Annotated in this window: 6 protein-coding genes; 4 read left to right on the top strand and 2 right to left on the bottom strand. The window is 72.3% G+C overall.

The features are described from left to right. Positions 1–6: 6 nt before the first annotated feature. Entirely contained in the window at positions 7–417 is a 411-nt protein-coding gene (locus AB0A95_RS13360) for a hypothetical protein (protein WP_357555941.1), read from the bottom strand. Between the two features lie 160 nt (positions 418–577). On the opposite strand from AB0A95_RS13360, the gene AB0A95_RS13355 reads away from it, so the two are divergent. The 4 genes from AB0A95_RS13355 (at position 578) to AB0A95_RS13340 (ending at position 13752) form a co-directional block, all read left to right on the top strand. Then, positions 578–2965 (top strand): CHAT domain-containing protein, encoded by a 2388-nt coding sequence (locus tag AB0A95_RS13355; RefSeq protein ID WP_357555940.1) that lies wholly within the window; start codon positions 578–580, stop codon positions 2963–2965. Between the two features lies 1 nt (position 2966). After that, positions 2967–12047, top strand: a complete 9081-nt coding sequence (locus tag AB0A95_RS13350) for a hypothetical protein (RefSeq protein ID WP_357555939.1) — start codon at positions 2967–2969, stop codon at positions 12045–12047. Between the two features lie 368 nt (positions 12048–12415). Then, positions 12416–12805 carry a hypothetical protein gene (locus AB0A95_RS13345; RefSeq protein WP_357555938.1) on the top strand — a complete coding sequence of 130 codons (390 nt, stop codon included), beginning with the start codon at positions 12416–12418 and terminating at the stop codon, positions 12803–12805. After that, positions 12802–13752, top strand: a complete 951-nt coding sequence (locus AB0A95_RS13340) for a hypothetical protein (protein ID WP_357555937.1) — start codon at positions 12802–12804, stop codon at positions 13750–13752. Before AB0A95_RS13345 ends, AB0A95_RS13340 begins: the two co-directional genes overlap by 4 nt. A gap of 476 nt (positions 13753–14228) precedes the next feature. Here the strand turns inward: AB0A95_RS13340 and AB0A95_RS13335 are convergent, their stop codons facing one another. Continuing rightward, a complete protein-coding gene (locus AB0A95_RS13335) occupies positions 14229–14474 on the bottom strand; it encodes a hypothetical protein (RefSeq protein ID WP_357555936.1) in 246 nt (81 codons plus the stop codon). Between the last annotated feature and the right edge of the window lie 160 nt (positions 14475–14634).

Here is a 14634-nt window from a genome sequence, read left to right as displayed (position 1 = left end):
TGCCGGTCACGTGCCCGGGACGAGGGTGAGGGTGTGGGTCGCACAGGTTGGCGAGCCGAACGGGCCGTCCGCGTCGCCCGGCTCGCCGGTCACCGGGCAACCCGCTCTCGGGCAGCGCCAGTAGACGATGTCGGGCATGCGGGAGGCGCCGGACTGGGCCAGATGTCCACGTTGCCCGGTGGGCGGCACGTCGAGGCTCATGACCAGGATCTCCAGTTGGAGATCCCGATGGGTCAGCTGCTCGGCCCGGTCGACGTACCCGGCGTCATCCAGTGTGGTGTCCTCGGCCAGGTTGCGGACCGCATCGCGGACGTCCTCGGCGACAGTGGGGAAGCCCGAGAGGCCGATGATCTCGCGTAGTAGGCCCTGCCAGAGGACCCGGTCGGCCTGGACCGATGAGAGCGAATCGTCCGCCATGCGGTCCACAGTGCCACAGCGGTGCGAGAGTGCCTGGTCAGCAGTTCGGGGGATGTTCACCCCGATGGGGTGGACTAGGGTTGGGACGACTCCTAACTGAAAGTGATCAGAGAGGCAGTCCGGTGTGCCGTCGGAACTCGTAGATCTTCGTCTTGACCTGGTGCCAGGAGAGGGTGACGGGGTCACGATCCGTGCGACGTCCAGTTTCGACGCGCAGGGCGCGATCGGCGAGAGCCAGATCCGGCCCGACCTGCTCCGCGCGGCGGGCGTCCTGGCGGCACTGGATAAGCTGGACTGGGCGGTCCGGGGCACACAGCTCAACCTGCTGATCCCGCCGGGCCCGGTCCACCTCCTCCTCATGCGTCTGCGGGCCCACGCGACCTTCGCCGGTCAGCCGCTCCGGCTCCGGATCACCGCTCCCGAGCACCTGCTCGACCTGCCGTGGGAGTTCTCCACAGTCCCGACGCTCAACGGCCGGCTCGTCCCGGTCACGAAGGACACCGAGCTGACGCTGGTGCGGGAGACCGGGCCCCGGCCCACCCGGGAACGGCGCGACTCGGACGTCATCGTCGTCGCGGACGCGCTCGGGTTGCAGGGTGAGGTCCGGATCGACGACGCCGTCACGATCGACCTTCCGGAGAACACCGGGCGGGCGGCCCGGGACGCCGCCCTGATCGGCGAGGTCCTGGCCGGCACCTCCTACGAGTTCCTACCGGTTCCGGCCGCCGACCCGAAGAGCCTTCGGGAAAGCCTCGCCGCACCTGCCTTCGGCTTCTACTTCGGGGGCCACCACACCGCCGAGGGTGTGGTGCTGCACTCGGACGACCGTACCCGGGCAGCGGTTTTTCCTGACCTTGAGCTGGCGGAACGTCTCGGCGCGGCAGGTGTCGAGGTCGCCGTCTTCGCCGCGTGCGAAACCGCCACCGGCGGGGACTGTGCGCCTCTGGCGCGCCGAGCGGTGGAGCACGGCGTCAAGTTCGCCATCGGGATGTACGGGCCGCTGGACCACGCCGACGGCGAGCGGTTCGCCGAGGCGTTCTTCGCCGCCCTCGCCACCGACGCCCCGGTCGAGGACGCGGTCGCCGCGGGCCGCAGGCAGATCTACAACAAGCTGACCCAGCCGTTCGTCTACGCCGCGCCCGATGAGCCGCTGTCGTTCCGGCGCCCGCTGCCGCCGCTGCCGCCGAGCGACGTGTTCCGGGCCTGGTGGCTGCCACCGGACTGGGCGTCGCGGCAGGACCCGGCCCCGATCGACGACGCCCTGGCCTGCCGCGCGGACCTGCTGCTGGGCATCGGGCGGCAGCCGCTGACAGCGATCGTCGCCGACCGGGCCGGTGCGGGCCTGGCCGACGAGCTCAACGGGCTACAGCGGGCGTTCCCGCAGCACGCGGAGAATCTTGTCCGCCAGTGGTACGACGTGAACGCCTCCGGATCCGTGCCGACCGATCCCGACGACCTGGCGAGCCGGACCGACCGGCGTGAATCCTTCCGTGACCAGCACAAACGCGATCCCACCCGGGTCGGTGTGGTCCTGCGCTACGCCCTCCCGGCCCGGGCTGTCTGGGCGAGCGAGGCCCCGGCCGCCGATCTCGCCCGAAACCTGGCCGCCGTCCGACGGATCGTGCGGCACGCCGGCATCGTGCTACAGATCAGCGCCGGTGACCCGATGGACGCCCTGCTCGCCGCGGCCGACGTGGCGGCCGCCGCCACCCGCACCGGTCTCACCGACGTCGATGTCCTGACCAGAGTCGCGCCAGGTGGCAGCGGCCCGGCGGAGCGGACGCTGCACGACGTCGCATCGGCGGTCACCCGGGCCCGGCGCGCGCGGGGCCTGGAACCGGCCTGGCCCGGCCCGGCACCGGACGACCGGCCGGTCGTCGCCGCACTCAACGCGGGCGCCGCGCCGCCAGGAGGCGACGAGAGACGTTTCCTTCTTCTGGTACGGGACTGGGCTCCCGAGGGCTATGAGCGATTGTTGGAGGCGTACGCCGTGCACCGGGAGGGTCCCGGTTTTTATGCGGCCCTGGCCGCCGCGGCCACCCGTGAGCAGCACCTGGAACGCTGGCTGTCGGCCCTGCCCGCCGACCGGGCCGTGGACCCCGGCGGGATGCGCCTGGACTGGCACGGCCCGCAGCGCACCGCCGACATGCTGATCGCGACCGCCGAGCGCACTGGTCACCCCCGCGCGGGCGAGTTCGCCGTGCTGTGGAAGCACCTGGCCGCCGACCCGTGCGTCACCGAGATCGCCGAGGGCTGTGTGCCGCCGGGCGGCCCGCGCCTGTGGGAGCCGGAGACGGTCCGGCTGTGGGCCCGGCACCGCGACGTCAGCGCCGTGGAAATCGACGTGCGGACCCCCTCCTTCTGGGCGATGATCAGCCAGACCCCCGTGACCCGGGCCCTGGCCGACCGCCTCACGGCCCTGCCGTCCGCGCTGACCACCCTCGTCGGGCTGCGGGCCGGCACCCCGCACTTCGACGCCACCGATCTCGACGATGTGGAACGACTCAGCCTGATCGTGCGGCCGTACCGCCGCGGAAAGGCTCTCTGACGTGCTGGTTCTCCCCGCGTGGTACCTCTGCTGCCAGATCCGGCTGGAGGCGGCCGAGACGGCCGCCTACCTGGACATTCTGGAGGTGTTCGCGGCGCCGTACCGCAGTGTGGGCCGGCTGCGGTACGCGGTGGAGCAGTTCGCCCGTACCGAGCGCACCACCCAGGTCTACGCCATTCCGATCCTGGTCGAGGCGCTGCGCGAGGACGCACCGGACGATGTCGCCGCCGACGTGGTGGCGGCCACCGGGGAGCTGCTGGCCGAGGCGCTCGCGACGGCCGCCGGGCTGGCCGTGCCGTCGCTGCTGACCGAGCTGATCTCCGGACTCGGCACCCGGTCCGGCGACGAGGTGCTGCAACGCCTCGCCGCCGTCGGCGACGTCCGGCCGCCGCGCTCGGCCGGTCACGGCGGGCCCTACCTCGACCTGGCCGACAACGCGGCGCCGGTGATGGTGCTGGCCCTGCTGCGCAGCATCGCCTGGCGGAACCCGGAACGCGCAGCCCACCTGTGCAACAGCGAGCAGGCCCTGCCGGTGGTCGACAGGGCCCGCGACGGCCGCCACGGCCGGCTGCCGCTGCTGCTGGCGATCGAGACGCTGGCGGCGGTGGGAGAGCCCGTCGGTGAGCTGGCCGAGAACATGCTCGACGGCGACGGGGTGGTCGGGCTGACCGAGCCGGACGTGATGGCGACCTACGCCCGGATCCGGTTCCTGCCGCAGCCGGGCACCCTCGAACCGGAGGCGCTCGTCGACGCTGTCGAACGGGAGGCGGCCGCGTTCTGGTACTTCGACCGGGTCACCCGGGGGCGGCGGGAGCCGGCTCAGCCGTACCCCTGGCTCGGGGTCACCGAACGGGATCCGCTGCTGCCGCGCGTGCTGTGGCAGGCCACGCTCTGGGCGCTGGCGGTCCGGGTAGCGCCGGCGGGGGCCGCCCGGCGGCTCGCCCGCTGGTGGGGCCCGCCCGGGCAGGCCCGACCGGACGACCGGCCCCGCGCGGTGCACCTGCCGACCGATCAACGGCAGGCCGGCCGGGTCCAGACTGTCCTGCACGGGCTGCTGCGACGGCGGCTGGTGCGCCCCGACCAGGACGCTCCGGCCGTCGAGGTCCGGCAGGGGCCCGCGGGCCGCAACAGTTCCGAGACGACGGCCATGTTCTGGTCACCGTGGCTGGTGCGGACCGACGCGCAGTACTTCCGGGGCCGTAAGCAGGACCGGTACGAGGGCCGTGAGCAGGAGCGGTACAAGCCGTCGGGGCGCACCCAGATCCCGACTTTCCCGCACGTCGACGATCTGATCAGCCTGGTCCGGCTGTTCACCGCGATCGAGGTGGCCGCCGATCTGCTGGCCCGGACCCCGGACGGGCAGGCCCCGGAGTTCATCGTCGAACTGATGCTGCACGCCGGGGACGTCTTCCACACCGCCCGCTTCCGGGACCCGCTGGCCAACCTGCGGCACGGGTCGGCCTGGGAACCGTCGAGCACACCGATGTCATCGCAGCTCACCGCCCTGGCCCTGCACTCCTCGGAGGTGGTGCGGGCACGCGTCGCAGCCGGGACCGAACCGGCGCTGCCGCCGTCGGTGTTCGCCGCCTACCTGACCGCCAACGTGCAGTACCGGCCGGACAACAAGGGGCGGCCGATGCCGGTCCGGCGTACCCCGCAGCAGCGGTCGTGGCTGCTGTCGGCGCCCGCGGTGTTGCTGGCGACCGAATGGGCGTACGAGTCGTACTCCGGCTACGTCGACCTGCCCGACGTCGCGGACGCCGCCGCCTGGTTCGTGGGGGACCCGCCGGCCGCCCGCCGGGCCGTCGAACTGGCGCTCACCGGCACTCGTGACTACCTGCGCAAGACCTACGGTGACGGGAGCGCCGCCGGCATGCTGGAGATGGCCCGCGTCCTGGAGCGGGCCGCCTTCCGCGACCCGGCCGACCCGGGCCTGCCGGCCGGGTCGGTGCACCCGCTCACCGGCGAGACCACCAAGCCCAGCGTGCGGTCGCTGCTGCTGGCCCCGGCACTGGACGTGCGCGGCTGGGCCGAGGCCGGCGATCTGGCCCACCACGACCTGCGGCAGGCCTCCCACCTGGCTGCCGTCACCATGCGGCTGATCGCCCTCTTCGCCGAGGCGCCCGAGGTCACCGGGCGGGCCGAGTGGGTCGCCGAGTGGCTGCGCGCGGTCAACGAGATCAACAGATCCCGGGACTTTCCGCGCGACGTGCGGTCGGAGTTCATCCGCCTCTTCGACGTCGTCCCGGTCGACGAAGTTTCCGGCCGGCTGCTGCGTGACGTGCTGGAACTCGCCGTCGACGCGATCGGCGAGTTCTCCCGCAACGCCCCCCGCTACCTGGAACTGCTCGCCGGTCGCCTACAGGACGACGCTCTGGGCGCGCGCGGCAGCACCACCAACGCCCTGCGGCGCCGGCTCATGGGTACGCTGGTCGCCCGCGAACGCGAACACAACGACTCCGGCCTGCTGCTCAGCCCGTGGAGCCTGGCCGGCGACGACACCGCCGCCCGGCAGCGTCTGGGCCTGCTGGAACGCTTCGCGTATCTGGTCTCGCCGAGTGTCGACCTGTTCGCCGGCGCGGACACCCCGCCCGAGGAGGCCCGCCACCACGTGCTGCTGCGTACCGCCGCCGGCAGCCCCGCCGACCCTCGGATCACCGTCTCCACCCGCCAGGACGGCATCGGGCTGGTCCACGTCGCCGTCCGCGGCACCCTGTCGTCGGCGGCCCTGGAGGACCTGTTCGGCAGCCGGGCCCGCACCGGTGAGCGGCTCGACCAGTACGAGAGCCAGACCCGCAAGTTCACCGCGGTCGTCGCGAGCGTGAGCGTCGCGTCCCCGGGCGCCAAACTCCAGCGGGCCGCCCTGAACTGGGGCGCCGGGCGCACCATCGCCGCCGACGTGCCGACCAGCTACCAGATCGGCGACCTGGTTTCGGTACGTGTCACAGTCCGGGGTGGCCGCGCGGTGGTGGGCCGGGCCGAGCGCCTGCACCCGGTGCCGGTCGACGGTGAGCGCCGCCAGTTCGAGATCGCCGTCGACGGCCGGCACCTCAAACTCGGTGAGGACGGCCACCTGAAGCCCTTCGCCCCCACCGGTGACCTGCTCGAACTGTGGGACCCCGACACGTCCCGCGCCTACCGCGCCGAGCAGCGGCGCCACCCGGTGACCGCCGTGTGGAGCGCCGCCGCCGGTGACTGGGTGCCGGAGGAACGCGACTTCGTCCAGCTGATCGCGACGGAGTTCGCCGACGAGCAGAGCCGCGCCGCACCCCGGACCCTGGTCGTGGTCGCCGAGACCGAGAACGGCCTGCTGCTGTCGGCCCGCCCCGGAAACAACTACCTGCTGCCCGACCGGGTGTGGGAACCCGGGGCCCGCGACCTTGTCCAGCAACAGCTGGTCACCCCGGGCGCGGGTCTACTCGTGGACGTCGCCCTCACCGACCGGGACGGCCTGCCGCGCCTGGCTGTCACCGGGTTCGACGACCGCAACGTGCGCTGGGCCCGGATGTTCGACGACGCCGACGGCCACATCGCCCACCGCGCCGACGGCCACTGGCGGTACCGCACCACCATCCCCGAGATCGCCGGCGAACTGCCTGTCGACTTCGACAACCTGCCCCTGGAATCGCTGCCGCTCTTCACCGTCGACCAGAAGAACTGGGACGCCCGTGCCCAGCGGTCCGGCCGGGTCAGCGTCACCCGCACGCCGGTCCGCACGCTGCGCAACCACACCACCGAGGACCCGGACCGTTTCGACTTCCTCGACGACCTGGCCCGTGGGGCCGTCCTGCGGCTCGGCTCGATCAACACCCGACGCAAGCCGTGGGGGTCGTCCTACACCGGCTGGACGCCGGACAACGTCGAGGTCGCGGTCGCCGCCGAGACCGTGTCCTTCGCCGCCGGAACCGTCGACACCGGGAACCTGACCCGCAACCGGCTCGCCGTCGTCACCCGCATCGAACGGCGGCCCGCACCCCGGGCGGCAACCCCGGCCGAGCCGGTCGGCGACGACGAGATCGTGCCCCACGACAAGGACCGGGGCGCCCGGCTCACCGCCCTGAAACGGGTCACCCAGGCGCACGGGTTCATCGTGATGATCGGCCCCAGCTCCCGCGACGAACGCGCCCCCGCCTACGGCGTCTGGCTCGACTGCGACGAGGTCGTCATCTACTGCGAGGTCCCCGGCCGGGCCTTCACCAGCCTGGCCCGCCGCATCGGCGAACGCGTCACCGCCCGCCGCACGCCACTGGGCTGGCAGTTCACGGTGGAGACCCGGGTGATCCACACCCGGGCGCTGTGGCGCGCCGTCCCGGACCGCGACCCCGAGGCGGCCACCCCGGCGCTGCACCTCGGCACCTGCCTGGCGGGCGGTTACGGCCTGCGCCAACTGCTGCAACGCCGGGACCAGCCGGAGATCCTGCTGCGCTTCCACGTCGCCGGCAACGCGCACCACCTCGCCGGCACCGGCCGCAACAGTCGGCCCGGTCTGCGGCCCGGCACCGGCGTCATCGACCGGATCGCCGAGTTCCGCGACGGCGGTGCCTGGCACGCCCGGGTACGGCTGCGCACGCCGGCCGGCGACCTCTACGGCGACGCCCGCGGCCGGGCCTTCCCCGCCACCGGCGGCAACTGGGCGAGCATCGAGGTCAGGGTCGACGAGTACGAGGACACCGCCGACAACGCCCGCTACCTCGACGTGCGCCGCAGCTTCGTGCCGGCCCAGGTCTCCGCCGCAGTCGCGGCCGCCGACGAGCTTCAGGGCAACCGCGAGCGTACGTTCCAGGACTGGCGGGACGAGGGCACCGACCTGGCCGAAGGCACCGTCGACGGCACCATCCTGCGCCTGTCAGATCTGGAGGTGCCGGCGGGTGACCGCTGGACCCGGACGGTTCCGCTGCGGGACGGCGACCGGCCGTGGGTCGACGGCCGCGCCTACGACAGACGGGCCGCCCGTGCCCTGCTGCGCCGCACCGCCGCCGGAACCTGGGAGGCCTCCTGCCGGGACGCGCCCGCCCTGACCCTGGAGGAGTTCGCCGCCTTCCTACAGTGGTCGGCCCGCACAGCCGGCGAACGCCGCTACGACAACCACATCATGTACGCCGCCGGTGGCACCGAGGACGCCTGCCGGTTCGAATGGGGCCACGGGCGCACCGTGCTCGTACCGCTGGATCGTCTGGAGATCGACGGCCGCGTCCGCACCGGCCAGCCCTTCTTCTTCGGCGACCGGATCACCGAGTTCCGGTTCGGCCACGTCACCACCGCCGACGGCACCGCCCGCCTCGTCCTGCGCATCGACTCCGACGACGTCGAGGCCGAGATCGAGAATCAGGTCTGGGACGACGCGAGCAAGCGGATCGTGCAGCTCCTGGAGATCGTCGTCGACACCAGCCGCCAGTCGGTCAGCATCGACAACGTCGTCGTCCGCAACCGCCGCATCGGCGGCTCCGCCGACCGGGACCGGCACGGCCACCAGCAACGGCTCCGCAACGCCGTCCTCGACTCCCGCGACGCGGCCCGCCTCTACGCCGTGATGACCCAGAAGGACCAGCAGACCCGGAGAGGTGTGATCCTCGCCCGCCTCGACCCGCGCCCCCTGGACGGCAGCGACCCGAAGCTCCTCTTCCGTTACCTCTCCCCGTCCGTCGGAGAGGGCGACGGCGTCCTGCACCGCAACGACCGCCTCTTCATGCTGGCCGGGCCGATCCAGCCGAAGGGCACCCGCCCCGGCGAGGTCGGCAACGACTATCTCGTCCCGTTCACCCTCCCCGGCGACCTGCTCGACTCCGACGGGCCCACACTGCGCGTCGAGGTCCGCCGCCGTGAGTTCTCCCTACGCGAGAGCACCCTGCGCCACCTGTACCGCACCGACCCGGAACGTTACGACGGCCGGCAGATGCTCGTCACCCTCGAAGGGCCGCTTCGCGGGCGCGGCCGCGGCGCCTGGCAGGGCTCCCTGCACACCGCCCCGCCACGGCCCCGGCACCTGCTGCGCGACCATATCCACTCCTCCACCGAACGCGTCTTCGCCACCGTCGGCCAGCGCGAAGGCGACGCCCTGCGCGTCGAGATCGCCCCCGGCGTCCTGGTCCTGATCCCGTGCGACGACGAGACCACCAGACAACTGCGCCAGGGTACGGTCGTCGCCCTCGCCGCCGAGGCCAGCGACCGGATCGGCATGCACAAGGCGATCGCCGGCGACCGCACCTACCTCGCCGGGAACCGGCCCGCCGTCCTGCTGCCCAAGGACCTCCTGCTGGGCAGCCGCAAGGAGCCGGGCGACGACGAGCGGCGCACCCTGTTCACCGTCGCCGGGCTACCCGGCGTGCAACTGGCCACCGGAGCCCTGACCGCCCGGCTCATGCGAAGCCCGCACCCGAAGGTCGCCACCGTCGTCCTGCGTGGTGGCAAACCAGCAGTCGACCCGGACGAGCCGGTCCGCGCCGCCATGATCCGGTTCGACCGGGACACCCACCAGCCACGGCTGACCGCCGTCGCGGGATCCGTGGACCAGCCGCCGGCCGTCGGCTGGCCGCAGTTGTCGTTCGCCGACCGTGGCAGCGACGAACTGGCCGCCCACTGCCGCACCGGGTGCTGGTATTACCACGACATCGAGACCGGGTCGTGGCCGCCGGGGCAGAACGGGGTACGGCGTACCCCGTTGAAGGTCCCGGCCCGGGTCGCCACGGAACCGGTCTTCTTCAGCGACGGCTGGACCCTGCGGCACCCGGAGGACCGGCTCACCACCTTCGGGTTCCCCGCCACCATGCTCGCCGAGCAGGGCGTGCCCGTCGACAATGGTTGGTACCCGGTCGCCGCCGCCACGCCCCGCGGCATCTGGGCCGAGATGGCACCCGGCCACATCGTCGAGATCACCGGCCAACTGCTGGCACCACCCCGGCACGGCCGCCTCCACCTCGGCGGACTGGACTGGACCGAGTTCGGCGCCGGCGACGAGATCCGGCTGCGCCGCCCCGCCGGTGCCGGGCTGCTCGCCGCCCTCGTCCTCGAGGACTGGCGGCCCGGCCCGCGCGGCGTGTGGGGCCACAGCCGCGTCCTGCTCCCGGTCAGCGGCAGCCGGCCCGGCGCGGTCACCCTCGGCGCCGGGATCTGGTCGCTGACCTACCCGCTCGCCCCCGGCCAGGCACACGCCCACCCCGACGGGTCCGTGCGGTGGCTCGACCCCGGGAACACGCTGCACGACCCCGACGAACCGATGCCCGGCGACGTCGTCCTGATCAGCGCCGACAGCGACGGCACGCTACGGGCGGCCGGGTGCGGCGACCGCGGGATCCGGCTGTCCACCCGCAGCTGGACCGGCACCGACTGGCTCCGGGAGGCCCTCGGCGACCCCGGCCGGGCGGCCGCGACCCTGGACCTGTTCGGCGGGGCACTGCCCGTCACCGTCGAGGAGATCCAGGACGGGCACCTGGTCGTACGGTGGCAGCAGCCCTCGGCGGGCGGCCGCAACGTTCAGCGCCTCGCCCGGATCCTCGGCACCCTGCCCGACGGCCGTGCCGTCATCCGGACCGGGCGGTCCCTGCTCGCCCTGCGCCCGGACACCCTGATCCCCGCGTTGCCCCGCACGGCGGGCGCCGCAGTCGCCGAAGTCCTCCGCGACCGGCCAATCTGGCTCAACCGCACCCAGCAGGGCTGGCGCAGCGGACTACTCGACCCGGTCCCCGCCGACACCGGCACCACCGTCACCCCGATCGCCGGCGCCGGACCCGGGGTCGTCTGCCGGGAGACCACCACCGACGCCCTGCGCTGGCTGCCCGCCCGGCAGGCGGCCTGGACCGGCGACCTCGACGGTGCCGTGCTGGCCCGCTGCCTCGCCGGCGCCGATCTGCCGGTTCTCGTCCAGGCCGACGGCACCGTGTCGTTCACCGGCTCGGCCGAGGCCCGGCAGACCTGGGAACGGCTTCGCCCCGGCAGCCGCCAGCGGGTCGTCCCCACCGAACAGGCCGGCACCCTCGCCGACGGGCGCCTGCTGCGGTACGCCGCCCGCCTCTATCCCGGCATCGGCCTTGTGGAACTGCTCAGCGAACACGAACTGCCCCCGGGCGAGCCGATCATGGCGGTCGTCGACGAGCGCGCCAGGGTGGTACGGGTCGTGCCCTTCCGCACCCGCCGCATCCGCCTCGACCTCAGCCGCGAACTCGCCCACTCCCTGGCCTACCGAAAGATCCCGGAACGGTTCGCCGGCTACGTCGCCGCCCACGTCACCGGCACCGCCGGGCAACCGCCCACCGGCGCGGACACCGAAGCGGACCTGATCACCCTGGCCGCCGCACCCCGGACCACCGCCACCACGGTGGTCGTGCCCGAGCCCCTGCGCACCTGGCTCGGCCGCCCGGGCCGTACCGTCCTCGGGCTCGGCGACAACGGCCCGGTCGACCTGGCCCCGGCCATCGCCGCCGTCCTGCTGCTGACCGACATCGGCCCGCGCGACGACGACCTGACCAGGGTCGCCAACCGCCTGGCCGTCCACCTCACCCGCCGCCTCGGCATCCTGGCCGGCCGCAACCTGCACCTGGAGGCCATCCTCCGGCACTGGCTGCAGGCCCCCGGAGCCGCCCAGCGCGGCGGGCAGTGGCTGCGGCTGGCCGCCCTCGACCTGCGCGGCCGCCGCTTCCCCGACGCGAGCAGCCGCGACGGGCTCGCCGACGAGCAGTTCGACGGTCAGCTCCGCCCCGACCAGGCCGAAGACCTCGGCACCTTCTGCCGCGGCGTGCTCAGCCGCTCCACGAACGACACCGAGAACGAGCTGGTCGCCGTCGCCTCGGCCCTGCTGTCGGCCCTCGGCGAGCCGCACGACGTGACCCGCCTGCTCCGCCCGGCCCACGCGACAAGCGGCGTCCTCTGGCAGCTGTCCGCCCTGGGCCGGGCCCTGACCCCGGCCGGCCCCGACCTGACCGCTCAGCTCCACCTGGACCGCGACCAGCTCCGCCACCTGACCAACCTGTGGCAGACCCTGCTCACCAGCAAACTCGCCCTGTCCCTGCTCCCGTCCGCCGAACCCGTCCCCGACATCGAGGCCCGCGGCGTCCGGGGTCTGGTGAACCGCCTGCTCAACCAGCAGTGATGGCAAGGATCTCCCGATTTGCAGCCCCGGCTGAGGTGGCGGGGCTCCGGGCTGTGCGGGTGGCGGCGGCGGCGCACCGTATGACCTGCCTGCGGGTGCCGGTTGTAGGCGCGTTGCGCATCGCGCCGTCGCGGTGAGCGTTGGCCAGATCCAGACAGACTCGGACGGTGAAGCCGTCGAGCCGTCCGCGCCCGCGACTGCCGCCGATCGACGACCGCAGCCGCCTCGCCGACGCCGTAATCGACCCGGGCGGAAAGCCGATAGCCGACAGCACCGGCTATCGGATCAAGAAACCGTTGTTGCTCACGGGTGGCACAGTGACATCAACCAGACGACTGTTGCTGCGCCCTCGTCGTAGAAGGTGATTCATGTCGCCGAGTAATCCGTATGGTGTCCTCATCGACCCGCACGCGCCGGCGGCCATCGCCGACTGGCTCGACCTTCCCGCCACCAAAGATGTCTATGCCGTAGCCGACGTCGCCGAGTATCTGCTGGACATCTCTACTGACCTGACCTATCTCGGTCTGCTCGTCGACCACATCCACGTAGGCACGATCAATCGCAGCGTCGTCGACGAACCGGTGAAAAGCCTCGACGCGGCCGCTGGGCAACTTCTACCGGGCCAGCCGCACTACGAACTCGTCCAGTGGCGGTGCCGTACCTGTGACACCCGGCTCTGGCGTATCCACGTCGACCCGCGCGACCCGCCCACCTGCCCGAATAACTGCGGGCGGCTGTACCCACACACCCCGTCATGATTTTCGAGGAGTTCCAGGCCGGGCTTGCCAGCCTGTCGAACAGGTTCGTACTGACCTCGCTGCTACCGACCGTCACCGGCAGCTTGATGATCCTGGTCCTCGTTCTGGCGGAATCCTCGAGCGGGCATCCCGACTGGGCCGCCGCCTGGCAACGGATCACCGGCGCGAATGTCGTCGCGATCATCGCCGCCGCGCTGATCGCTGTGGTGCTTGCCCTGCTGCTGCGGCCCCTGCACTCGACTCTGGCCCGCATCACCGCCGGCCACTGGCCTGCCGCCGCCAGAGCGGTGACCCGAGCCCGTCAGCGCAGGCACACCCGCAGCCGGGACCGGCTGGCAGCCGCAGCAGCAGATCTGCCCGCTGACCCTCGGGCGATCGGCGCCGACGGGCTCGTACAGCGCGCCGGCGCCGCCGGTGCCGCTCTGCGGGAACGGTATCCTCGCGGTGAAGTGCTGCCTACCGCGCTCGGCAACGCCGTCACCGCCGCCGTTGAGCGGGCAGGCAGCGTCTACGGTCTGGACGCCGCAGTCGCCTGGCCTCGGCTCTACCCTCTACTTCCTGCCGACACCCGGGTCATCGTCGACGATCGCAGGGCCGCGCTCGATGCGGCGACGGTCACCGCTGTCACGATGGCCTTCACCACCGTCGCCGCAGCGGCACTGCTGCTGCGCTGTGACTGGTGGCTACTGCTGGTTCTCGTCCCCGCGGCACTCGGTTTCGCCGCGTACCGCGGAGCGGTCGCAGCTGCCGTCGCCTACGGCCACGCCCTTGACGTCGCTTTCGACCTGCACCGCTTCGACCTCTATCGGGCAATGCACCTGCCCGCTCCGGCAACTCTGGGTGCCGAGACGCAACTCGCGCGACAGGTCTGCAGGCAGTGGCGGCAAGGTGTTGCCGACCCCGGTATCGAGTACCACCACCTAGCTGCTCCCGGGCCCGGCCGATGACCGTGACCGAGGACCCGGCTGAATACGCCGCTCTCCAACGCTTTCTACACCGCCTACGGACCTACGAACAGCACGCCGACCCTCGGCTACTCCTGGAGCCGGCGGCGACCGGTGACGCGTTGGCTGTCTGGAACCGTTGCCAGAGTGACCCCTTACCGCAACTGCTGACCGCCGTCATGATCGGGCACATGCACTGGTACCGGCACCTGCTGCTGCCCTCCGCAAACGACCGGTACGATTTCGTCTGCGCCGAGTCGATGACCCAGTTCATTCACGCCAACGCCCCCAGCGCTCTAGAGCACATCCTGCAACCGCTGCTGATCCATCCCCGTCCTGGCGACGAACCCGCGCACCGCAGAGCGAAACGCGCCGCGGCGCTACTGAGGCTGGACCCGACTCTTACCACCGACTACCGGGCCGCCGCCGAACGTTCGCTGTCCGACGCCGTTGCCGGTCTCGACGGGGATACCCCCGGGCTAGCGGACTTCCTTGCCGTTCTCCTGCTCACCCAAAGCAGACGGCACGAACAGCGCGCGGACGCGGAACTGCTCGACCAGATGATCGCCACCGCACGCCGCGGCGCCGCGACAGCAGTACGACAACCAGATGGCAGCAGTGACCAGGGCATGTTCCTGGGGAATCTCTGCGGACTGCTCATCCAGCGCTTCAAGACCACGGCGGACCACCACGACCTGGACGCCGCCGTCACGACCGGAGCGCAAGCCAAAGCCTTGCTACCGTCGGAAAACCCACTCCTTCGCATGGTGGACAACAACTTCTCACTGGCTCTTGGCCTGCTGCTTCAGCACCCCGAGGCGACCACCATCCCGGCTGCCCCCAGTGACTGCGCCGACCTGGGACTTGCCCTGTTGCAGATCGCCC

The sequence above is a fragment of the Micromonospora sp. NPDC049230 genome, from assembly GCF_040647875.1.
Classification (GTDB): Bacteria; Actinomycetota; Actinomycetes; order Mycobacteriales; family Micromonosporaceae; genus Micromonospora.
Note: the sequence above shows the minus strand (reverse complement) of the source record. Positions and strands in the feature narration are given on the sequence as shown.